This window comes from Mesorhizobium sp. ES1-4 (assembly GCF_020164745.1).
Lineage (GTDB): Bacteria > Pseudomonadota > Alphaproteobacteria > Rhizobiales > Rhizobiaceae > Mesorhizobium.
Genome location: NZ_JAIUGV010000003.1, coordinates 115,746 through 138,245 on the forward strand (window position 1 = coordinate 115,746; position 22,500 = coordinate 138,245).

The 22,500-nt window shown below is 65.0% G+C and carries 21 protein-coding genes; 12 read left to right on the forward strand and 9 right to left on the reverse strand.

The window, feature by feature from the left end:
• Window positions 1-2: 2 nt before the first annotated feature.
• The 6 genes from tsaE (at window position 3) to LB556_RS06545 (ending at window position 9,687) form a co-directional block, all read left to right on the forward strand.
• A complete protein-coding gene (gene tsaE, locus LB556_RS06520) occupies window positions 3-1,514 on the forward strand; it encodes a tRNA (adenosine(37)-N6)-threonylcarbamoyltransferase complex ATPase subunit type 1 TsaE (RefSeq protein WP_224565280.1) in 1,512 nt (503 codons plus the stop codon).
• Window positions 1,511-2,239 (forward strand): nucleotidyltransferase family protein, encoded by a 729-nt coding sequence (locus LB556_RS06525; RefSeq protein ID WP_224565282.1) that lies wholly within the window; start codon window positions 1,511-1,513, stop codon window positions 2,237-2,239. The genes tsaE and LB556_RS06525 overlap by 4 nt, the downstream gene beginning before the upstream one ends.
• Window positions 2,236-5,370 (forward strand): double-strand break repair protein AddB, encoded by a 3,135-nt coding sequence (gene addB / locus LB556_RS06530; RefSeq protein ID WP_224565284.1) that lies wholly within the window; start codon window positions 2,236-2,238, stop codon window positions 5,368-5,370. The genes LB556_RS06525 and addB overlap by 4 nt, the downstream gene beginning before the upstream one ends.
• Complete coding sequence (addA, locus tag LB556_RS06535; RefSeq protein WP_224565286.1) at window positions 5,367-8,873, forward strand: double-strand break repair helicase AddA; 3,507 nt, start codon at window positions 5,367-5,369, stop codon at window positions 8,871-8,873. Before addB ends, addA begins: the two co-directional genes overlap by 4 nt.
• 74 nt (window positions 8,874-8,947) lie before the next feature.
• Window positions 8,948-9,271: a thioredoxin gene (gene trxA, locus LB556_RS06540; RefSeq protein WP_224565288.1), complete on the forward strand. Its 324-nt coding sequence runs from the start codon at window positions 8,948-8,950 to the stop codon at window positions 9,269-9,271.
• A 134-nt stretch (window positions 9,272-9,405) separates the two neighbouring features.
• Complete coding sequence (locus LB556_RS06545) at window positions 9,406-9,687, forward strand: cupin domain-containing protein (RefSeq protein ID WP_140506860.1); 282 nt, start codon at window positions 9,406-9,408, stop codon at window positions 9,685-9,687.
• 15 nt (window positions 9,688-9,702) lie between these two features.
• On the opposite strand, the gene LB556_RS06550 is transcribed toward LB556_RS06545, so the two are convergent.
• The 5 genes from LB556_RS06550 to LB556_RS06570 all read right to left on the reverse strand — a co-directional run bounded on the left by LB556_RS06550 (window position 9,703) and on the right by LB556_RS06570 (window position 14,997).
• A complete protein-coding gene (locus tag LB556_RS06550) occupies window positions 9,703-11,028 on the reverse strand; it encodes a bifunctional folylpolyglutamate synthase/dihydrofolate synthase (protein WP_224565290.1) in 1,326 nt (441 codons plus the stop codon).
• A gap of 152 nt (window positions 11,029-11,180) precedes the next feature.
• On the reverse strand, window positions 11,181-12,107 hold the full coding sequence (gene accD, locus LB556_RS06555; protein WP_224565292.1) for an acetyl-CoA carboxylase, carboxyltransferase subunit beta: 927 nt from the start codon (window positions 12,105-12,107) through the stop codon (window positions 11,181-11,183).
• A 45-nt stretch (window positions 12,108-12,152) separates the two neighbouring features.
• The gene (trpA, locus tag LB556_RS06560; protein ID WP_224565294.1) at window positions 12,153-12,992 is read right to left on the reverse strand and encodes a tryptophan synthase subunit alpha; all 840 of its coding nucleotides are present in this window, start codon (window positions 12,990-12,992) and stop codon (window positions 12,153-12,155) included.
• 3 nt (window positions 12,993-12,995) lie between these two features.
• On the reverse strand, window positions 12,996-14,246 hold the full coding sequence (gene trpB / locus LB556_RS06565; RefSeq protein ID WP_224565296.1) for a tryptophan synthase subunit beta: 1,251 nt from the start codon (window positions 14,244-14,246) through the stop codon (window positions 12,996-12,998).
• A 91-nt stretch (window positions 14,247-14,337) separates the two neighbouring features.
• A complete protein-coding gene (locus tag LB556_RS06570; protein WP_224565932.1) occupies window positions 14,338-14,997 on the reverse strand; it encodes a phosphoribosylanthranilate isomerase in 660 nt (219 codons plus the stop codon).
• Between the two features lie 110 nt (window positions 14,998-15,107).
• On the opposite strand from LB556_RS06570, the gene LB556_RS06575 reads away from it, so the two are divergent.
• Complete coding sequence (locus LB556_RS06575) at window positions 15,108-15,326, forward strand: hypothetical protein (protein ID WP_224565298.1); 219 nt, start codon at window positions 15,108-15,110, stop codon at window positions 15,324-15,326.
• A gap of 6 nt (window positions 15,327-15,332) precedes the next feature.
• Here the strand turns inward: LB556_RS06575 and LB556_RS06580 are convergent, their stop codons facing one another.
• The 4 genes from LB556_RS06580 to LB556_RS06595 form a co-directional block, all read right to left on the reverse strand.
• Window positions 15,333-16,091, reverse strand: coding sequence for a M48 family metallopeptidase (locus tag LB556_RS06580; protein WP_224565300.1), 759 nt, complete (start codon window positions 16,089-16,091; stop codon window positions 15,333-15,335).
• A gap of 98 nt (window positions 16,092-16,189) precedes the next feature.
• The gene (locus tag LB556_RS06585; RefSeq protein ID WP_224565302.1) at window positions 16,190-16,672 is read right to left on the reverse strand and encodes a DUF2852 domain-containing protein; all 483 of its coding nucleotides are present in this window, start codon (window positions 16,670-16,672) and stop codon (window positions 16,190-16,192) included.
• Between the two features lie 117 nt (window positions 16,673-16,789).
• Window positions 16,790-17,932, reverse strand: coding sequence for a benzoate/H(+) symporter BenE family transporter (locus tag LB556_RS06590; RefSeq protein ID WP_224565304.1), 1,143 nt, complete (start codon window positions 17,930-17,932; stop codon window positions 16,790-16,792).
• A gap of 2 nt (window positions 17,933-17,934) precedes the next feature.
• The gene (locus LB556_RS06595) at window positions 17,935-18,726 is read right to left on the reverse strand and encodes an alpha/beta hydrolase (RefSeq protein ID WP_224565306.1); all 792 of its coding nucleotides are present in this window, start codon (window positions 18,724-18,726) and stop codon (window positions 17,935-17,937) included.
• Between the two features lie 215 nt (window positions 18,727-18,941).
• Here LB556_RS06595 and infC point away from each other — a divergent pair, with 215 nt between their 5' ends.
• The 5 genes from infC (at window position 18,942) to pheS (ending at window position 22,435) form a co-directional block, all read left to right on the forward strand.
• On the forward strand, window positions 18,942-19,478 hold the full coding sequence (infC, locus tag LB556_RS06600; RefSeq protein ID WP_010912915.1) for a translation initiation factor IF-3: 537 nt from the start codon (window positions 18,942-18,944) through the stop codon (window positions 19,476-19,478).
• Between the two features lie 244 nt (window positions 19,479-19,722).
• A complete protein-coding gene (locus tag LB556_RS06605) occupies window positions 19,723-20,370 on the forward strand; it encodes a methyltransferase family protein (RefSeq protein WP_224565308.1) in 648 nt (215 codons plus the stop codon).
• 183 nt (window positions 20,371-20,553) lie between these two features.
• Window positions 20,554-20,757 carry a 50S ribosomal protein L35 gene (rpmI, locus tag LB556_RS06610; RefSeq protein ID WP_006201248.1) on the forward strand — a complete coding sequence of 68 codons (204 nt, stop codon included), beginning with the start codon at window positions 20,554-20,556 and terminating at the stop codon, window positions 20,755-20,757.
• Between the two features lie 19 nt (window positions 20,758-20,776).
• On the forward strand, window positions 20,777-21,178 hold the full coding sequence (rplT, locus tag LB556_RS06615; RefSeq protein ID WP_006201247.1) for a 50S ribosomal protein L20: 402 nt from the start codon (window positions 20,777-20,779) through the stop codon (window positions 21,176-21,178).
• Between the two features lie 204 nt (window positions 21,179-21,382).
• The gene (pheS, locus tag LB556_RS06620; protein WP_224565310.1) at window positions 21,383-22,435 is read left to right on the forward strand and encodes a phenylalanine--tRNA ligase subunit alpha; all 1,053 of its coding nucleotides are present in this window, start codon (window positions 21,383-21,385) and stop codon (window positions 22,433-22,435) included.
• Window positions 22,436-22,500 lie beyond the last annotated feature (65 nt).

Sequence of the window (22,500 nt, forward strand, 5' to 3'; positions counted from 1 at the left end):
CGATGACGGAGCCGGTGCTGGAGCGTTTGCTCGCCGATGAGACCCAGACGGCGCGGCTGGGCGAGGACCTGGCGCTGGCGCTGCGCGCGGGCGACGTGCTGGCGCTCAAGGGTGATCTCGGCGCCGGCAAGTCGACGCTGGCAAGAGCACTGATCCGAACGCTGGCCGATGATGCCGGTCTCGAAGTGCCAAGCCCGACCTTCACGCTGGTGCAGAGCTACGATACGCGCGTCCCGGTCCATCATTTCGATCTCTATCGCCTCTCCTCGGCGGCCGAACTGGACGAACTCGGCTTCGAGGAGGCGCTGGCGCAAGGTGCCGCCCTGGTCGAATGGCCGGAACGGGCTGAGGGCTATCTGCCCAAGGCGGCGGTGCTGATCGAACTCGTCCAGCACGGCGAGGGCCGGCTGGCTCGCCTTTCGGGGCAAGGCGCGACATTCGACCGTGTCGCGCGCTCGCTGGCCATGCGCGCCTTCCTCGACGGCGCCGGCTGGGGGCAAGCGCTGCGCCGGCATTTCATCGGCGATGCCTCGGCGCGTTCCTACGAGATCGTGTCGCTTGCCGGCGAGGCGCCGCGCGTGCTGATGAACTCGCCGCGGCTGGTGCTCGGCCCTCCCGTGCGCGACGGCAAACCCTATGCCGTGATCGCCCACACCGCGCAGTCGGTGTCCGCCTTCGTCGCCATCGACCGTGCGATGCTGGCCGCCGGGGTCGCTGTGCCCAGGATCGACGCGCAGAATCTCGACCAGGGTTTCCTGTTGCTCGAGCATCTGGGCTCGGAAGGCTTCCTCGCCGGCAATGGCGAGCCGGTCGCCGAACGGTATGAGGCGGCGGCCGAACTGCTTGCCATGATGCACGGCAAGGCCTGGCCTCACCGCATGGAGGCGGCTCCCGGCGTCGTCCATGACGTGCCGCCCTTCGATCGCGACGCCATGCTGATCGAAGCGGACCTGCTGATCGACTGGTACGTGCCGGCGATATCGGGCGGCCCGGCGAGCGGCGCGCTGCGTTCCGGCTACCACGGGAAATGGAATGCGCTTCTCGACCGGTTGCAAGGCAGCGAATACACGCTGATGCTGCGCGACTTCCACTCGCCCAACATCATCTGGCGCAGCGAGCGGTCGGGCTTCGACCGGCTCGGCATCGTCGACATACAGGACGCGCTGATCGGGCCTTCGGCCTATGACGTCGCCTCGCTGGCCATGGACGCCCGCGTCACGATCCCGCCCGACATCGAACAGCGTACGCTCGCTGCCTATGTCGCCGCCCGCCAGGCCGCCGGTCCATTTGACAAGGCCGCCTTCCTGGAAGCCTATGCAATCATGGCGGCGCAGCGCAATTCCAAGATCCTCGGCATTTTCGTGCGTCTCGAAAAGCGCGACGGCAAGCCTTATTATCTCAAGCACCTGCCGCGCATCCGCGACTATCTCAGGCGGGCGCTGTCACATCCCGCGCTCGCCGACTTGCGGGATTTCTACAGCGCGCACGGGCTGCTGGAGGAACGAAAGCTGTGACGACCAGACCGGACACCGCCATCGTCCTAGCCGCGGGGCTCGGCAAGCGCATGCGGCCGATCACCGACACCATCCCCAAGCCTCTGGTCCGCATCGCCGGCAAGACGCTGCTCGACTGGGGCCTCGACAGCCTGGCAGCCGCTGGCGTCGGCAAGGCCGTGGTCAACGTCCATTATCTTCCCGAACAGATCATCGCCCATGTCGCCGCGCGGCGCGCGCCGCACATTGTCATTTCCGACGAGAGCGACCGGCTGCTCGATTCCGCCGGCGGCATCGTCAAGGCACTGCCGGAACTCGGCCAACAGCCGTTCTACATCCTCAACGCCGACACATTCTGGATCGACCAGGGTCCGCTCAATCTAGGCCGCCTCGCCCTTGCATGGGACGCTGCGAAAATGGATATTCTGCTGATGCTGGCGGATCTCCATCAGGCGACAGGACACTGTGGCAGCACCGATTTCCTGGTGGCGCCGGATGGTGCCTTGCGGCGTTCAAAAGGCGATCCCACGGGCCTGATCTATGCCGGCGCCGCGATAATCCATCCGCGCCTGTTCATGGACGCATCCGCCGAACCGCATTCGCTCAACGCCTATTTCGACAAGGCGATTGCCGCCGGCCGCCTGTTCGGCATGCCGATGCATGGCCCCTGGATAACCGTCGGCACGCCCGATGCCATTGCGCTCGCCGAAGACGCGGTGGCCGGTGCACTCATCGAGTCGCAATGAGCGGCTCAAGCCGCGTTTTTTCCATTCCGCCCGGAGCGCCGTTTTTGCCGACGCTTGCCGAGGCGCTGCTTGCCGGCCGCCTTGTCCCCGGGTTTCGTTTCGACGGCGGCCCGCTCGCCCTGGCCGATGTCACCATCTATGTGCCGACGCGCCGCGCCGCACGCGCCTTGCGCGGCGTCTTCGTCGACAGCCTGAGGGCGCGTGGCGGCGGCGGTTCGGCGATCCTGCCGGTGATCCGCCCGCTCGGCGAATTCGACGAAGATGAGGCCACGTTCGATGCCGAGCCGTCGGCGGCAATCGATCTTGCGCCGCCGATCGCCGCCACCGAACGGCTGTTGCTGCTGACGCCACTGGTGCGGGCGTGGAAGCGCCGGATGCCCGCCCACGTCGCGGCCCTCTTTGCCGAGGAGATTGTCGTCCCGGCTTCCACCGCGGACGCGATCTGGCTGGCGCGCGATCTGGCCGGCCTGATGGACGAGATCGAGACGGAAGGCACTGATTGGGCCAAACTCGCCGGCCTGGTGAGCGGGAACCTTGCCGGATGGTGGCAGGTGACGCTCGAATTCCTCGGCATCGTCACCGATGCCTGGCCGAAATTCCTCGAAGAGAGCAACCGCTCCAATCCAGCCGCGCATCGCAGCGCCCTGATCCGTGCCGAAGCGGCGCGGCTGCGGCGCAATACGCCCGCCGGACCGGTCATAGCGGCGGGATCCACCGGCTCTATCCCCGCCACGGCCGAACTGCTTGCGACCATTGCCGGCCTTTCCGGTGGTGCCATCGTTCTGCCCGGGTTCGACCGGACGCTGGACGACGCATCCTTCCAGGCGCTCGTGGCGCCCGGCGCACGTCCAGCCGTGCTTGGACATCCGCAATACGGACTGGCGAAGCTGATCGGCAAGATTGGCGTGTTGCGCGGCGATATCGAAGAGATCGGTGCGGCCGAGCCGAAGCTCGCGCTCCGTGCGGCCCTTGTCGGCGAGGCCCTGCGGCCGGCCGAGACCACCGAATTGTGGGCCGAAACGCGCCCCGGGTTCCCGGCGTCCGACATCACCGGCGCGTTTGGCGACGTGGCGCTGCTCGAGGCGGCGAGCGAACGCGACGAGGCCGTCGCGATCGCCGTGGCGCTCAAGCGCGCCGTCGAAGAGCCCGGCCAGAGAGCCGCGCTCGTCACCGGAGACCGCGCCCTGGCACGTCGCGTCAGCGTCGAACTCAAGCGCTTCGGTGTCGTCGCGGACGATTCCGGCGGCACGCCTCTCTCCAGCACGCCGGCAGCCAGCCTGCTCAGGCTGGCGCTTGAAGCGGTGTTCCGGCCGGGAGATCCTGTCGGCCTGTTGTCGCTGCTCAAGCATCCCCTGCTTGGCCTTGGTCTTGAGAGGCCCGATGTGCGCCACGCGGCGGAACTGGTCGAACTGGTGGCGCTGCGCGGCGGCACCGGCCGCCCCGATATCGCTTCGCTGCCGGATCTTTTCGAGGCGCGCCTCACCGGCCTGGGCGGCGACAGCCGGCCGCCCTTCTGGTTTGCCCGGCTGACCGTGCGCTCCATCGAGAATGCGCGGACCCTTCTGGCACGCCTGGCTGAAGCGCTGGCACCGCTTACGGCGTTTCGCGGCCAAGCGGAAGCCGATCTTGCCGCGCTGGTCGAGGCCAGTGTCGTTGCCCTGGAAAATCTCGGCCGTTCCGCCGAAGGCGGCCTCGGGGACCTCTACGCCGGCGACGCCGGCGAAAAGCTCGCCGAACTGCTGCGCGGCCTGGTCGCGGCCTCGGCGCCGCTTTCGTTCGAGACAATCGAATGGCCTGACGTGATGGGGGCGCTGATCGCGCCCGAGACCGTCAAGCCGGCGCAAGGCAGCGACAGGAACATCGCCATCTGGGGCGCGCTGGAAGCCCGGCTCCAAGATGTCGACACGCTGGTCATAGGCGGGCTCAACGAAGGTGTGTGGCCTCGCAAGGCGGAGAGCGACCGCTTCATGTCGCGGATGATGAAGACCGGCATCGACCTCGAACCGCCGGAGCGGCGCATCGGTCTTGCCGCGCATGACTTCCAGATGGCCATGGGCGCCAGGAAGGTGTTGCTGGCGCGCTCGGCGCGTGCCGGCGACGCGCCCGCGGTGCCGTCGCGCTGGTTGCAGCGGCTGCTCACCTTCATCGGCAACGACCAGGCGGCAGCGCTGCGCCGGCGCGGCGATGAATTGCTGGCCTGGGCGCGCGCGCTCGACACCGGGCCGAAGCGGGATTTCGCGCCGCGGCCACAGCCGAAGCCGCCGCTTCCGGTGCGCCCAACGCAGTTTTCGGTCACCGAGATCGAGACGTTGCGCCGCGACCCCTACGCCATCTATGCCCGGAGGATCCTTGGCCTGATGCCGCTCGATCCGCTTATCCGCGATCCCGGTGCGGCCGAGCGCGGCACGCTGTTTCACGCCATCCTGCATCTCTTCTCGTCGGAAGTGGCCGACCCGCGCGCGCGGGACGCGCTGGCAGGCCTCATCGCCGCCGGACGCGCCTGTTTTGCCGAGGCGGCGCTTCCGGCCGATGTCGAGGCGGTGTGGTGGCCGCGTTTCGAAAAACTCGCCGCCAATATCATCGAATGGGAGCGCACGCGCGCCGATGCGGTGATGCGGCGTCACGCCGAGGAGAGAGCGGGGAAGACCCTGGTCGGCCAGTCCGGCGTGACGCTGTCCGGCTATGCCGACCGGGTCGACCTGCTGGCCGGCGGCATGGCCGATATTCTGGACTACAAGACCGGTTCCTCGCCCTCCAAGGCGCAAGCGCATACGCTGCTGGCGCCTCAGCTGGCGCTGGAAGGCGCGCTGCTCAGGCGCGGCGCCTTCCGGGATCTCGGCGCACGCGAACCCTCGCAACTGGCCTTCATCAGGCTGAAGCCGAATGGCGAGGTGTTCGAAGAGTCCATACTCGAACACAATCGCCAGCCACGCACCGCCGCCGATCTCGCCGAGGAGGCCTGGGCGCGGCTGGAGAAATTGCTGATCCATTATGCCGACCCGGCGACCGGCTATTTGTCGCGCGCGCTGCCGTTTCGCGAAGGCGAAACCGATGGCGACTACGACCATCTCGCCCGCGTGCTCGAATGGTCGGCCGGGGGAGACGCCGCGGATGAGGGAGGGGAGGCATGAAGAAGGCCTATCCGATCCCGACCGATACGGCGTCGAGCCAGGCCCGCGCCGCCGATCCCGGCAATTCCGCCTGGGTGTCGGCCAACGCGGGATCGGGCAAAACCCATGTGCTTGCCCAGCGTGTCATCCGGCTGCTGCTCAACGGCACCGACCCGTCGAAGATCCTGTGCCTGACCTATACGCGCGCCGCGGCCGCCAACATGTCGAACCGGGTTTTCTCGACGCTGTCGGACTGGACCGCCCTCGGCGACGCCGAGCTGGCCGCCAAGATCGAGGCGCTGGAGGGGCGCCGGCCTGATCGCGACACCATGCGCAGAGCCCGCCGGCTGTTCGCCGAGGCGCTGGAGACGCCCGGCGGCCTGAAGATCCAGACCATTCATGCCTTCTGCGAATCGGTGCTGCACCAGTTCCCGCTGGAAGCCAACATCCCGGCCCATTTCGAAATGCTCGACAATCAGATGGAGGCCTCGCTTTTTGCCGCCGCGCGCCGCGAGATGATTTCCGCCGCCGGCGACAGGAGCCTGGCGGAGGCCTTCGCCACTGTCCTGGAACGCGGCGGCGAAGCCGGTCTCGACGCCCTGCTCGGCGAGATCGTGCGCAAGCGCGACGGGTTGCGCCAATTCCTCGATGCCGTCGGGCGTGATGGCTTCCAGCCCTTGTTCGATGAATTCCATTTCCGCCCCGGTCTGACCGCCGAAGAACTGGCGGGATCGATATGGCCGCTGCCCGGCTTCCTGCCGGACTATTTCGCCGGCTTTGCCCAGGTCGCCGAAGCCACCGACGCCAGATCGGTGTTGAACAACATCCTGCCCTACGCGCGTCAGGCCTTTGCCGAGAGCGATCCTCTGCGCCGGCTGCAACTGCTGGCAAGAGCCTTTCTCAAGACCGATGGCGCCCCCTACGAGCCGGCAAACGCCTTCAAGAAAGCGCTGGTCGACCGGCTGCCGGACCTGGCCGAACGCTATCTCTTTGCGGCCCGCGCCATCATGGAGACCGCCGACCGGCTGGCGCTGTTCCGGATGCTGGAAGGCACTCGCGCGGCCTTGACCATCGCCGACTGGCTGATCGCGCGCTACGAAGTGCTCAAACGCAGCCGAGGTTTTCTCGACTTCAACGACCTGATCACCCGCACGGTGAACCTTCTGGCGCGGCCCGATGCCGGTCCGTGGGTGCAGTACAAGCTCGACCAGGGCATCGATCACATCCTGCTCGACGAGGCGCAGGACACCAGCCCGGATCAATGGGAGGTGGTGAAGCGGCTGGCGGAAGAATTCTTTGCCGGCTTTGGCGCTCGCGAGCGGGTCCATCGCACGGTCTTCGCCGTCGGCGACGAGAAGCAGTCGATCTATTCCTTCCAGGGGGCCGCTCCGGATTCTTTCGCCGACAGCCGGCTGCTGTTCGCCGGGCGGGTACGCGACGCCGAGGCGTCCTTCGCCGACCTCAAGCTGACCTGGTCGTTCCGATCTACGGACGATGTGCTGGCCGCCGTCGACCGCGTCTTTGCCGATCCAATCGTGCGGCGCGGCATCAGTCACGATCCAGATCCGCTTAACCACAAGGCGATCCGCAGCGATGCGCCGGGCTATGTCGAGGTGTGGCCGTCGATCAGTGCAGAGGCCATCGACGAGCCAGACGACTGGACGCAAGCCATCGACCATGCCCACGCGCCGGCGGTGCGCGTCGCCGAGAATGTCGCGGCCACCATCGCCGGCTGGATCGGCAAGGGCGAGATCATCGAGGGCCGAGGCAAGCGGCTGCGGCCGGGCGACGTGCTGGTGCTGGTGCGCAAGCGCGACAGCTTCGTCCACGCGCTGACCCGCGCGCTCAAGCGCCGCGACATCCCGGTTGCCGGCGCAGACCGGCTGAGCCTGCCGGGGCACATCGCGGTCAAGGACCTGATCGCGCTCGGCCACCTGCTGATCCAGCCGCACGACGACCTGTCGCTCGCCGCCGTCCTGCGCAGCCCGATCTTCGACCTGCCGGAGGAGACGTTGTTCACGCTCGCCGCGCAGAGACCGCCCGGCGTGTCGCTGGCGGCATCGCTGCGCCAGCATGCCGGCGAAAGCGAAGCGCTCGCGGCGATCGCCGCGCGGCTCGACGCCTGGGCAGACGAGGCCGCCTTCAAGCCGGTATTCGAATTCTATGCCGCCCTGCTGGCGCGCGATGGCGTGCGCCGCAGGATGATCGCGAGGCTCGGGCCGGAAGCCGGCGATATTCTCGACGAGTTCCTGAGCTTCTGCCTCGCCGAGGAGCGGACCGGCCTGCCCGGGCTGGAAGCCTTCCTGTCGACGCTGGAAAACGCCGGACCCGAGATCAAGCGCGAGATGGACCAGACCCGCGACGAGGTCCGGGTGATGACCGTGCACGCGGCCAAGGGCCTGGAGGCGCCGGTGGTGTTCCTGGTCGACGGCGGTTCCGCCCCGTTCAGCGACCAGCATCTGCCGCGCCTGATGCCTTTCGACGGCTCGGGCCGGCATTGGGACGGCAAGGGCTATCTCTGGCGTTCGGCCAGCGACGTCGCCAACGGCTTCTCGAAGACGGCAGCCGCGAGGGCACGTGAACTCGCCGACGACGAGTACCGCCGGCTGCTCTATGTCGGCATGACGCGCGCCGAGGACCGGCTTGTCGTCTGCGGCTATCACGGCAAGCGGGCGCCGAACGCCGGCACCTGGCATTCGATCGTCAGCCGCGCGCTGAGCGGCGTGCCCGAGAGCGAGCAGCGCCCGCATCCAGCCGGCGGCGAGCCTGTCTACCGTTTCCAAGTCACCAAACTGCCGCCGGTTGCACCTAGTCCGGGCGAGCAGGCGCGGCAGGCCGATGCTTTCGGTCCATTGCCGGCCGGCCTGTTCCGGCCCCTGCCGCCTTTCGAGGACCTGCCGCGTCCCTTGTCGCCGTCGGGCGCCTCGGCGCTGATCGAGGAAGGCAAGGAAGCGGTGGTCGACAAGGCCTCGCCGGTGCTGGACGCCGATGCCGAGCCGGGTTTTGCCGTGCTGCGCGGGCTCGCCTTGCACAAACTGCTGCAGATGTTGCCCGGCATCGCCGAGGGCGAACGCCAAAATGCGGCAGGGCGTTACCTCGCCCGAACAGGTGCGGCATGGCCGCAGGCCGAGCGCGAAAAGGCCCTGGCTTCGGTCATGGCTATTCTCACCGACCCCGGCCTCGGCCAGTTGTTCGCTCCGTCGTCGCGTGCCGAGGTCGCCATCATGGGCAGCCTGGAAGTCAAGGGCAAGATCCGCTCCATCTCCGGCAAGATCGACCGGCTTGCGGTGACCACGGATACGGTCTCGATCGTCGACTACAAAACCAACCGGCCAGCTCCTGCTTCCCTGGCCGAGGTTCCCGCCGCCTATCTGCTTCAGCTCGCGCTCTATCGCGCCCTGCTGCAGCCGCTCTATCCCGGACGGGAGGTCAAGGCGGCCCTGCTGTTCACCGAAGCGCCAAGACTGATCGAGCTGCCGGCCCGGGCCATGGACGACGCCCTTGCCCGACTCACGGGAGCGTGACACAAGAACTGCTTGAAGAAGGGCGCGATAACCACCACATTTGGTGCGGCGAAAAATTTCGAAAGGACTTCCGCATGACCACCGTCAAGGTCGACAAGAACAATTTCCAGGCCGATGTGCTCAATGCCCAGGTACCGGTCGTGGTCGATTTCTGGGCGGAGTGGTGCGGCCCTTGCAAGATGATCGCACCGGCGCTCGAGGACATCGCCACCGAACTCGGCGCCAAGGTCAAGATCGCCAAGCTCAACATCGACGAGAATCCCGAACTGGCTGCCGAATACGGTGTGCGCTCGATCCCGACACTGATGATCTTCAAGGGCGGCGAACGCGCTGACATCAAGGTCGGCGCCGCACCCAAGACCGCGCTGTCGCACTGGATCAACGGCAATCTCGCCTGATACTATCCGAATTCGAAGCATTGAGCCCGGCTATCGATCGCCGGGCTTTTTGTTGGCGTCATCGGTGCGCCGCTCTGGCCCTCACATCGGGGCACTCCATGTCCTCTGTTGGCAGCAGAACCAGGGAGAGAGAAATGACCGGATCCGCCAAGGCCACAGTGTTCATCGACAATGAGCGCGTCATCGTCACCGAATACCGCTTCCAGCCGGGAGACAACACCGGCTGGCATCGCCACGGCCACGACTATGTCGTCGTGCCGCTGATGGACGGCAAGCTAAAGCTGGTGACCAAGGACGGAGAAACCTTCGCCGAGATGAAGAAGGGGTCGCCCTATTTCCGCAAGGAGGGCGTCGAACACGACGTCATCAGCGCCAATGAGGGCGAATACGCCTTTATCGAGATCGAGCTGAAGTAAGACGCCGAAGCTCCCTCAGGTCGGCGGCGTGCCGTTTTCCGCCAGCACCGCCCCGGCCAGATAGAGCGACCCGCCGATCAGGATACGCGGCGGCGGGCCGTCCCAGGTGTCGCGCAGCAGCATCAGGGCGCTGGCGACGGAACTCACCGGCTCGGCCGTCAGCCCGGCTTCCGTGGCGCGGACGGCCAGTTCGTCGTTCGGCACGCCGGCGTCGCTCTGGCTCACCGGCACCGTGTAGACATGCCTGACCAGGCCCTTGAAGGCGCGGAAATAGCCGCTCTGGTCCTTGGTGTTGATCATACCCGAAATGAGGAAGAGCGGGCGCGGGTTTCTTTCCTCCTGCTCGGCCAGCGCTTCGGCAACGACCACGCCGGCGCCCGGATTGTGGCCGCCGTCGAGCCAGATGTCGGCGCCCTTCGGCGCCAGTTCCGCCAGCCGGCCCTGCGCCAGTTTCTGCATGCGGCCTGGCCAGGCGACGTTGGTCATCGCCTTCTCGGCGGCGCGGTGGCTGACCTCGAAGCCGGCGGCCTTGACCGCGGCAATGGCGGCCGCCGCATTGGCGAACTGATGGCGACCGGGCAGCCGCGGCGGCGGCAGGTCCATCAGCCCGTCATCGTCCTGGTAGACCATGCGGCCGTTCTCCTCGAAAGCGAGAAAATCCTGGCCATAGACGAGGGTCGGGCATTCCAGCCGCTCGGCGGTGTCGATCAGCACCTGCAGCGCCGTCTCGCTTTCCTGGGCGCCGATGACGACCGGACAGCCGTGCTTCATGATGCCGGCCTTTTCGGCGGCGATCAGCTCGACACGGTCGCCAAGGTAGGCCTCGTGGTCCATCGACACAGGCATGATCACCGACACGGCCGGCCGCGCGACGACGTTGGTGGCGTCGAAGCGGCCGCCAAGACCGACCTCGATGATGGCAGCATCGGCCGGATGTTCCGAAAACAGAATGAAGGTGACGGCGGTGAGAATTTCGAAGACGGTGATCTTCTGGCCGGCATTGGCCTTGGCGACGCGTGCGATGGCCTCCGCGAAGATGTCGTCGTCGACCAGCCTGCCGCCGCCCTCGGCGGCCAGCCTGTAGCGCTCGTGCCAGCTGACCAGATGCGGGGAGGTGTGGACATGGACGAGCCGGCCGGAAGCTTCCAGCAGCGCCCGCGAGAAGGCGGCGCAGGAACCCTTGCCGTTGGTGCCGGCAATGTGGATGACCGGCGGCAGCAAGTCCTGCGGATCGCCCAGCCGCTCCAAAAGTCGCGTGATGCGGTCGAGCGAAAGGTCGAAGCCTTTCGGGTGAAGCGCCATCAAGGCTTCGATTTCGCGGTCGGCGGCAAGGGTCGTCATGGCATAATCCCGGCGCATGGCCCGGGAGCCAGAATCGCTCCCGCAATGACCACGGCTGTCAAAAGGCTACAGCGCGCCACGAATGCTGCGCAATCGCTGTTCGCGGCGGCCAATGTCGTGTCAGGCCAATGTCGCGTCAGGCCATTGTAGCGTCAAGCCTGGGGCCTGGCCTCGGCGGCAACCACGGCCGGCGGCAGGATTTCCGGATCAAGCGGCTTTTGCTCTTCCGGCATCTTGAGCAGCATTTTCAGGAGGCGCGCGATGGTCTGGCGCATTTCCAGCCTGGACACCACCATGTCGACCATGCCGTGCTCCATCAGATATTCGGAGCGCTGGAAGCCGTCCGGCAATTTCTCGCGGATGGTCTGCTCGATGACGCGCGGCCCGGCAAAACCGATCAGCGCACCGGGCTCGGCGATGTGCACGTCGCCCAGCATGGCGTAGGAAGCGGTGACGCCGCCGGTGGTCGGGTTGGTCAGCACGACGATGTAGGGCAGGCCGGCTTCCTTCAGCCGGTCGACGCCGACGGTGGTGCGCGGCAGTTGCATCAGCGACAGGATGCCTTCCTGCATGCGGGCGCCGCCCGAAGCGGCGAACAGGATCAGCGGCCGCTTGCGCTGCAGGGCAACCTCGAAGCCGTGTACGATGGCGTCACCCGCCGCCATGCCGAGCGAACCGCCCATAAACGCGAAATCCTGCACCGTCACCACCACGGGCAGGCCCTCGACAGTTCCCAGCGCATTGATGATGGCGTCTTCCAGGCCGGTCTTAGCCTTGGCGTCCTTCAGCCGGTCGACATAGCGCTTCTCGTCGCGGAACTTCAGCGGATCCTGCATGACCTTGGGGTTGTCCAAGGCCTCGTACTTGCCGTTGTCGAAGAAGAATTTCAGCCGCTCCTTGGCCGAGATCTTCATATGGTGGCCGGAGGACGGGATGACGAACTGGTTGGATTCCAGGTCCTTGTGGAACACCATCTCGCCGGTCTCGGGATCCTTGATCCAGAGATTCTCGGGCATGTCGGTACGCCGGCCGAGCATTGAATTGATCTTCGGACGAACGTAATTGGTGATCCAGTTCATCGCTTCGGCTCCTGTCCTGACGAAGAGTGGGAAGAGATAAGAAAACTATTCGGCGGCAGCAAGGCGGGCCGATCGCACGCCTTGTGCGAGGCCGCTGACCAGCGTGGCGACGGCCTCGGCTGGGTCGGCGGTCTTTTCGCCCTTCGGTCCCAGCACATTGGCGACCGCATTGACGATCGCCGTGCCGACGACCACGCCGTCGGCGTTGGCGCCGATGACGCGCGCCTGTTCGGCGGTCTTGACGCCGAAGCCGACGCAGACGGGCAGCTCCGTGTGCCCCTTGATGCGCTTCACGGCAGAGGCCACCTTGCCGGTGTCTGCCAGTGCCGCTCCGGTGATGCCGGTCATCGACACGTAATAGACGAAGCCGGAGGTGTTCTGCAGCACCTTGGGCAGGCGCTTGTCGTCGGTGGTCGGCGTCGCCAGCCGGATGAAGTTGATGCCGGCCTTCAGCGCCGGAATGCAGAGCTCCTCGTCCATCTCCGGCGGCAGGTCGACGACGATCAGTCCATCGATGCCGCTCTTCTTCGCGTCGACGAGGAAACGATCGACGCCGTAGATATAGATCGGGTTGTAATAGCCCATCAGCACGATAGGCGTTTCGTCATCGCCGGCGCGAAAGTCCGAAGCCAGTTCAAGCGTCTTCACCAACGTCTGGCCGCCTTTCAGCGCGCGCAGGCCGGCGGCCTGAATCGCCGGGCCGTCGGCCATCGGGTCGGAGAATGGCATTCCCATCTCGATCACGTCGGCGCCGGCCCTTGGCAGTGCCTTCATGATCGACAGCGACGTTTCATAGTCGGGGTCGCCGCCCATGAAATAGGTGACCAGCGCCGGGCGGCCTTCGGCCTTCAGCTTCGCCATGCGGCGATCGATGCGGGTTGTCATGATCTATATCTCCATGCCCAGCATCGAGGCCACCGTGTGCACGTCCTTGTCGCCACGGCCGGACAGGTTGACGATGACGATCTGGTCCTTGTCCATGGCGGGTACGATCTTGACCGCGTGGGCAATGGCGTGCGCCGATTCCAGCGCCGGGATGATGCCTTCGACGCGCGTCGTCAGCTTGAAGGCTTCCAGCGCCTCGTCGTCGAGAACAGGCACATATTCGACACGGCCGGAATCGCGCAGCCACGAATGCTCCGGGCCAACGCCGGGATAATCGAGGCCGGCGGAGATCGAATGGCCGTCCATGATCTGGCCGTCGGCGTTCTGCAGGAGATAGGTGCGGTTGCCGTGCAGCACGCCGGGAGAGCCGGCGTTCATCGAGGCGCAATGCTCGATGCCGTCGAGACCGCGCCCGCCGGCCTCGATGCCGATGATGCGGACTTGCCTGTCGTCGAGGAAGGGATGGAACATGCCGATAGCATTGGAGCCGCCGCCAACGGCGGCGATGATGGTGTCGGGCAGCCGCCCCTCCTGTTCGAGGATCTGCGCGCGCGCTTCCGTGCCGATCACCGACTGGAAGTCGCGCACCAGCTCCGGATAGGGGTGCGGACCGGCGGCGGTGCCGATCAGATAATAGGTGTCCTCGACATTGGTCACCCAATCACGAAGAGCCTCGTTCATGGCATCCTTCAATGTGCCGTGGCCCGATGTGACCGGCCGCACTTCGGCGCCGAGCAGCTTCATGCGGAAGACGTTGGGGCTTTGCCGGGCAACGTCGGTCGCGCCCATATAGACCACGCAGGGAAAGCCGAAGCGGGCGGCGACGGTCGCGGACGCCACGCCATGCTGGCCGGCGCCGGTCTCGGCGATGATGCGCTTCTTGCCCATGCGCTTGGCCAGCAGGATCTGGCCGAGACAATTGTTGATCTTGTGCGAACCGGTGTGGTTCAGGTCCTCGCGCTTGAAATAGACTTTCGCGCCGCCTCCGAGGCCCTTCGCCGAGGAAACGTCACGAAGATGCTTCGTCAGGCCTTCGGCGAAATAGAGTTTCGAGGGCCGCCCGGCATAATGGGTCGAAAGATCGGTCAGTTCGGCCCTGAAATCCGGATCGTCCCTGACCTCGTTCCAGTTTTTCTCCAGGTCGAGGATCAGCGGCATCAGCGTTTCGGCAACGAAACGACCGCCGAAAATGCCGAACATGCCCTGTTCGTCGGGTCCGGTGCGGAAGGAATTGGGTGTCGCCGGCTTGTTCATCGCCGATCTCCTGGATCTGTACTTTGAGCATGTCCCTGTCGGAAAACCGGTTCCCACTTTTCCGGGACATGCTCAGGGTTCGAAATTTTGTTCAGGCGGCGCGGTCGTCCCGCGCGGCCCTGACGGCCCGGAAAAACTGTTCGATCAGCGCCGGATCCTTGACGCCCGGCGCGCTTTCCACGCCCGACGAAATATCTATCGCGGGCGGATTGGCAAGCCGAAGGGCATCGCCGATGTTTGCGGCGTTGAGCCCACCGGAAAGCATGTAATCGATCCCGGCGTCAAGGCCGGCAAGGATGCGCCAGTCGAAGGCGACGCCATTGCCGCCCGGCAGCGCGGAGCCCTTCGGCGGCTTGGCGTCGAACAGGAAGCGGTCGGCAATGCCGGCGAACGGCTTTATCCGTTCGAGATCGGCAGCCTCGGCGAGCGGCAACGCCTTCATCACCGGTAGGCCGTGACGGGCTTTCAGCTCCGCAATCCGCTCGGGGGTTTCGGAGCCATGCATCTGCAGCATGTCGGGCTGCATCTTTTCCACGATTTCCGCGATGAAAGCGTCGCTGGCATCGACGGTGACGGCAACCGCCAAGGCCTTGCCACGTGCTGCTTCGCGCAGACGGCCGGCTTCGGCCGGCTCGACATAGCGCGGGCTTTTGGCGAAAAAAATGAAACCGACATGGCTGGCGCCGCCGGCCAATGCCGCGGCCATTGCCTTGTCGGTTTTCAAGCCGCAGATCTTGATGTCGAGCGCCATGGCGCGGAATTCGCACGAAAAGCGGCAAGAGTCGAGAAAAAGCATGCAGTTTGCCGGCAAGGCCAAAGGCGCTACCTATGGTGGATAGCATGCCAGGCGGGAGAAAGATCATGGCCGACCAGACCGTTGCCGAACTGAAGCAGAAGATCGCACAGGCGCGCGAGGTCATCGCGCATCTCCTGGACAAGGCCGCCTTCAACGGCGCCGAAGCACATCGGGCGCTGGATTATTTCAGCAGCGACGGCTTCGACCGGAATTTTCTGCCCTGGCCGCACCATGCCGATGAGGGATTGCGGCCGGATGAGCTCAACGCGGCCAATGACGATTGACGCGCCCTACTCGAACATGATCGCCTGCAGGGCGCCACCGTTGCGCTTCAGCCAGTCCTTGCAGCGGTCGGTGTCGGGGCAGAGCTTTTCGCACAGTTTCCAGAATTTCGGACCGTGGTTCATCTCCTTGAGATGCGCCACTTCATGCGCGACGAGGTAGTTTATGACAGGCTGCGGCGCCATCATGATGCGCCAGGAGAAGGAAAGGTTGCCTTCGGAGGTGCAGGAACCCCAGCGGCTGGAGGTGTCCTTGTAGCGGATCGCCTTGGCGCGCTTGCCGAGCGCCTCGGTGTGCCTGACGACCAGCTTCTCGATCTCCTTCTTGGCCTCGCGCTTCAAAAAGTCGGCGATGCGGCGTGGCAGGTGGATGCGCTCGCCATGCACGATCAGCAGCGGACCGCGCTCGTCGCGCGACACGGTGACGGTGCCGCGCTTCGACGGCTCATGGACGATGCGGTGTGGCACGCCGCGTACCGGGATCTTGATACCGGGCCGCACCTGCGGGCGCGTCGGCACCTTGGCCAGGCGCTGCTCCAGCCAGTCCTGGTGCCGCTCCAGGAACCTGTCCACCTCACCGCGGCGCAGGCCCGGCGGCACGGTGATGCGCAGGCCCTGGCCACCGGAATCGATGCGCAGCGTCAGACGCTTTGCCCTGGCGCTCTCGACGATCTTGAGCGGCAGTGTTCGGCCGGCGACGCAGTATTCCCGCTCCACGACGGGCGTGGGCTTGGGCTTCGTCAGATTGCGGAAGAACCCGATGGTCATGGCGGGACGATACGCGATTCGAGGAAAACGAATAGAACAAAAAAGAAACGGCGCCGCTCGCGCGACGCCGTCATCCTACCTTGGCTTGTCGCAAAGCCTCAGTCGTCGAGCAGGCCCGAGCCCTTGCCACGCTTGGTGGGGGCCGTTTCGGTGCTCGGATCGGTCTTGGTCGGGGCGGTCGACTTGTTGCGGTTCGCCATGAACCGGTCGAACTCGTCCTGATCCTTGGCGCGGCGCAATTCGCGCGCGTACTCGTCGAACTGCGTCAGCATCTCGTCGAGCTTGCGGCGCTCTTCGTTCAGGCGCTCAAGCTCCTTTTCGCGCCAGTCGTCGAAAGCGACGTTGCCGGTGCGGGCGGAGCCATTGCCCCAGCGCGCGGCCTTGTCGGAACCACGGCGGCAGCCGGCGAAGATGCCGTCGGTCGCGCGGTTGACGTCACGCTTGAAGCCCTCGAGCCGGTCGCCCCAGATGATGTAGGCGAGCATGGCGAAGCCGAGCGGCCAGAACACCATGAAGCCGATCACCATCAACGCGATGGTCGCCGGCGTCCAGGCCGGGCGGATCAATGCAGATGTGTTCATTTTCTCCCATTCCTTCGGTTGGAGACAGCCAGGACCGGCTGCGTGGAATCGAAATGGGAAGGCGAAAACGGCGATTCAAGACAATGTCAGGCGAAACCGGACAAGGTTCTGAAATGATTATCGCTTTTTGAGCATATCCAGGGAAAGCACGACCAACCCGGCGACGAGGCCCCAAAATGCCGCACCGACGCCGAACAGCGTCAGCCCGGAGGCGGTGACGACGAAAGTGACGGTGGCGGCCATGCGGTCGCCCTCATCCTTCAGCGCGATCGCCAGCGCGTTGGCAAGCGAGGCCATCAGCGCAAGACCCGCCACCAACACGATCAGGCTCTGCGGCAGGACGGCGAAGATCGCCACCAGCGAAGCACCGAAAACCGCGAAGATGAGATAGGCGAGCGCGTAGAACGGGCCGGTCTTCCAGCGTTCGGCCGGATCGGGATGCACGTCGGGGCCAGTGCAGATGGCCGCCGAGATCGCCGCCAGATTGGTGGTCCCGGCCCCGAACGGCGCCGACAAGAGCGAGAACAGGCCGGTGACACCGATCAGCGGGCCGGGCTCGGGGTGGTACCCCGCGGCGCGCAGCACGGCGAGGCCGGAAAGGTTCTGCGAGGCCATGGTGACGAGATAGAGCGGCAGCGCCAGGCCGATGATCGCCTTGGCGGTGAAATGGGGAGCAATAAACGTCAGTGTGGACAGTTCGGGCGTGGGCAAGCCGCCGACACGGCCCGTAAGGAAGGCGGCAAGACCACCGCCAACCAGCACCGCCAGGACCGACAGCGCCGGATTGAACAGCCGGATGACAAAGAATGCCGCGATCAGCGGCAGGATGAGCCACGGGTCCTCCGGAATGGCTTTCATGGCGTTGATGGCAAAGGTGACGACGATGCCGGCCAGCATGCCGGAGGCGACCGAAGCCGGTATTCTCGATATCAGCCGGGTGAGCGGCCCAAACAGGCCGGTTGCGACCAACAGCACGCCCGTGACGATATAGGCGCCGACAGCCTCGCCCATCGAGAAGCCGCTCGAGGCGGCGACCAGCGCCAGGCCCGGCGTCGACCAGGCGGTGATGACAGGCATTTTCGTTCGCCATGACAGCCACAGGCACTCGACCGTCATGGCCAGACAGATCGCCGTCACGCCGCTCGCCGTCTCGACCTGCGTCGCGCCGACCGCCCTGGCGGCGGCGATGACGATGGCCAGCGTGCCGCCAAAGCCGACGATAGCCGCGACGAAGGCGGAGACCGGGATGGAAAGGCGCATCCTCACTTGCCCCGCCCGGCCCCTCGGTCGGCCCCCCGGTCGGCCATGTCGCCGACGGCCCGCACCAGCATGTCGAGATCCTGCGGCCGCGACAGGCGATGGTCGCCGTCGGGAATGAGCGACAGTGTGACGTCGTCGGCCGGCAACAGGGCGGCGAGCTTCAGCGCGTGGCTCGACGGCACGTCCGCATCGCCCAGTCCCTGCAAGATGTGAACCGGGCAATGCGTGTCGATCGGCCCGGTCATCACACGGTTTTCGCGCCCGTCCTCGATCAGGGCGCGGGTATAGATGTAAGGTTCGGCGGAATAGTCCGATGGCTCCGCGAAGAAGCCTTTTTCAGCGAGGTCGCGCTTCTGCGCCTCGGTCAGCGCCGGTTCGATCAGGTCGCTGGTGAAATCCGGCGCTGGCGCCAGCAGCACCAGTCCGATGACGCTTGCGTCTCCCGCCTTGCGCAATTCCTGCACCATGCGCAACGCGATCCAGGCACCCATGGACGAGCCGACCAGGATTTGATCGCCGTTGGCGAAATGCCGGAAAACCGCAAGGCTTTGCGCAAGCCATGCCGAAATCGTGCCGTCGGCGAAGACGCCACCGGATTCGCCATGGCCCGAATAGTCGTGACGCAGGAAGGCCCGGCCCTCCCGTGCCGTCCAGTCCGACAGCCTCTCGGCCTTCGTGCCCAGCATGTCCGACTTGTAGCCGCCGAGCCAGACGATGCCGGGCGTCGAGCCGTCGGTATGGCGCACGGCGATATCGGAGCCATCGATATCCAGAAAGGTCGGAGCAGAGGTCATGGCTGCGGGGCGGTCCTGGTTTTTCTCACGCCTCGCTTTTGGCACGGCCAAAGCCAAGGCGGAAAGTGCCCGCGATGTTTCTTTGCTTGGCACAGGCTCGTGATCAGGTGATTTCTTGAGAACGTTGTGCTATTGACTTGCGCCGCGCGCTTCCCACATTGGCGCGTCCGCACCAGATTTGTACCCTGAACGAAACGGCCAAGGAGACCACGACCATTCGCAGACCTTTCAAAGCAGCGGCGCCGACCAAGGATGGGCCGCGCTCCAACCGTGACATCCGGGTTCCCCGGGTCCAGCTTATCGACGCCGAAGGCCAGAACCGTGGCGATGTTTCCATCAATGACGCATTGCTGCTCGCCGAAGAGGCTGGGCTCGATCTTGTCGAAATATCGCCCAACGCGGTGCCGCCCGTCGTAAAGATTCTCGATCTCGGCAAATTGAAATACGCCAACCAGAAGAAGGCGGCCGAGGCGCGCAAGAACCAGAAGGTCATCGAGATCAAGGAGATCAAGATGCGCCCGAACATCGACAGCCATGACTATGAGACAAAGATGAAGGCGGTCCGCCGCTTCTTCGAGGAAGGCGACAAGGTCAAGCTGACACTGCGCTTCCGCGGCCGCGAGATGGCGCATATGGAACTCGGCATGCAGCTTCTGAACAAGGTGCGCGAGGAGGTGGCGACCATTGCCAAGGTGGAGGCCGAGCCGAAGCTCGAAGGCCGCCAGATGATGATGGTGCTGGCACCGCGCTGAGCAGGCTGCGCTCGCTTCGCGGCCCGTCGTCCGCATGGCTCCCCATGGTTGTCACGGGCTCTCGCCGCAAACCGTGGGACACTTTTGCGGAACAGCTTGGATCACGATGACGTCAGGCCTGGACATCGTGCTCTAAATCCGCCTGAATTGTGCTACAGGGCGTCCCGGCGATCGGCGGGACGCCATATTTCTTGGCTCAAAGCTGCGATCGCCGGCAAAGCTCTTCGACGATCGGAATCCCCGCATGGCCAACGAAAAGGTTTCAGACGTCAAGGACGTCAAACACGGGCTGGGCAACTACCAGCAGGTGCGCCGGCTGGTGCTTGCCGTACTCGTGGTGGTGCTGTTTCTGGCGCTGCTGTTCGGCCAGTCGACCTTCCCGCCGGACACGCCGGTGCACGAAACGATCGAGATGTTCGGCGTGCTTTTGATTTTCCTCGGCATTGTCGGGCGCCTCTGGGCGACGCTCTATATAGGCGGGCGCAAATCCTCCGAGGTGGTGACCGGCGGGCCTTATTCGATCACCCGCAACCCGCTCTACGTGTTCTCGACCGTGGCCGCCGCCGGCGTTGGCGCGCAGATCGGCTCGTTCTCCGCCGTCATCCTGTTCGCGGTTCTGTGCGCCGGCGCCTTCCACATCGTCATCCTGCGCGAGGAGAAATTCCTCAAGGAAGCGCTCGGCGCCCCCTATGCGGACTATCTGCAGCGCGTGCCGCGCTTCTTCCCCAGGCTTTCGCTCTACCAGGAAGGCGACACCGGCAGCTTCAAGCCGCGCCTGCTTTTGACCACCCTGCTCGACGGCCTCGTGTTTCTCATCGCGCTGCCGGCCTTTGAACTGATCGACGGCGCCCAGTTGTCGGGCATGCTGCCGGTGTGGTTCACGCTGCCCTGACCGGGGCAGAGCGTCGCACGTGCTTCAGGTGTTGCGCGTCGACCGTCTTTGATCTATAGCACCGCCGTTCCAAGAAAACCGCCCGGCAGGGCATGCCGTGGCGGTTTCATTTGCTTTTCGGGCTTTGGTCGGCCCGGAGCGAACAAGAAGCGCGATCGTGCGCCAACAATACGGAGTAGCAAAATGCCCAAGATGAAGACCAAATCGGCCGCCAAGAAGCGGTTCAAGATCACAGGTACGGGTAAAGTCCTGTCGGCTGCGGCCGGCAAGCGTCACGGCATGATCAAGCGTTCCAACAAGTTCATTCGAAATGCCCGAGGCACGATGGTTCTGGCTGAACCGGATGGCAAGAAGGTCATCAAGAATTTTCTTCCGAACGGCCTTTAAGTTTTAAGGAGATCATGACATGGCACGCGTAAAAAGAGGCGTCACCTCGCACGCCAAGCACAAGAAGGTCCTGAAAGCCGCGAAAGGCTTCTACGGCCGCCGCAAGAACACCATCCGCATCGCCAAGCAGGCGGTGGAGAAGTCGCTGCAGTACGCCTACCGCGACCGCAAGAACCGCAAGCGCTCGTTCCGTGCGCTGTGGATCCAGCGCATCAACGCCGCGACCCACGAGCATGGCCTGACCTATGGCCGCTTCATCGACGGTTTGAACAAGGCCGGCATCGAGATCGATCGCAAGATCCTGTCCGACATGGCCATCCACGAGCCGCAGGCTTTCGCCGCCCTGGTCGCCAAGGCAAAGGTCGCGCTCGAATATCTGAAGAACACCACGCCGAACGCTTTTGAAAGCGCTGTCGCCTAAGACCAGCGCTTCCCAAGCATTTTTAGTACTGATTTGGGGAACCCGCGCTGGCACGGCTGGCGCGGGTTCCTTTTTGGCCTGATGTAACCAAAATGGCACCCGCGTAACCAAAATTGTAACGCACGCTAACGCCTGCCACCGAATAGAAAGAATTTCGCCGTGAACGCCACCGCTGGAAATCTTGAAACCCTTGAAGCTTCCCTGATGGCTGACATCGCCTCGGCCACCGACGAGGCGTCGATCGAGGCCGTGCGCGTCTCGGCGCTCGGCAAGAAGGGCTCGGTCTCCGAAATGCTGAAGACGCTGGGCGCCATGAGCGCCGAAGAGCGTCAGGTCAACGGCCCGGCGATCAACGGCCTGAAGAACCGCGTGACCGAAGCGCTGAGCGTGCGCAAGGCGGAACTGAAAGACGTGGCGATAGCCGCACGGCTCGCCGCCGAGAAGGTCGACGTGACGCTGCCGGTGCGGCAGTCGCCTGCCGAGCGCGGCCGCATCCATCCGATCAGCCAAGTCATCGACGAGATCGCGGCGATCTTCGGCGATCTCGGCTTCGCCATCGCCGAAGGCCCGGATATCGAGACCGACTACTACAATTTCACCGCGCTGAATTTTCCAGACGGCCACCCGGCACGCGAGATGCACGACACCTTCTTCTTCCAGCCGGACGAGAAGGGCGAACGCAAGCTGTTGCGCACGCACACCTCGCCGGTGCAGATCCGCACCATGGAGAAGCAGAAGCCACCGATCCGCATCGTCATTCCCGGCAAGACCTACCGGCAGGATTCCGACGCGACCCATTCGCCGATGTTCCATCAGGTCGAGGGGCTGGTTATCGACAAGACAGCCAACGTCGCCAACATGAATTGGGTGCTGGAAGAGTTCTGCAAGGCGTTCTTCGAAGTGCCGCAGGTCAAGATGCGCTTCCGGCCGTCCTTCTTCCCGTTCACCGAGCCCAGCCTCGAGGTCGACATCCAATGCGACCGCTCGCGGCCGGGCGAAGTGCGCTTCGGCGAAGGCTCCGACTGGATGGAGATCCTCGGCTGCGGCATGGTCCATCCCAACGTGCTCAGGGCCGGCGGGCTCGACCCCAACGAGTACCAGGGTTTTGCCTGGGGCATGGGCATCGATCGCATCGCCATGCTGAAATACGGCATGCCGGACCTGCGCGCCTTCTTCGACGCGGATGTGCGCTGGTTGTCGCATTACGGCTTCCGGCCGCTCGACATGCCGACACTGTTCGGGGGATTGTCTACGTGACAGTGTCAGAAAAAATTAGGAGAACTACTTGCCCTCGTTGCGGAATAGCTACTGCCGCTACCATA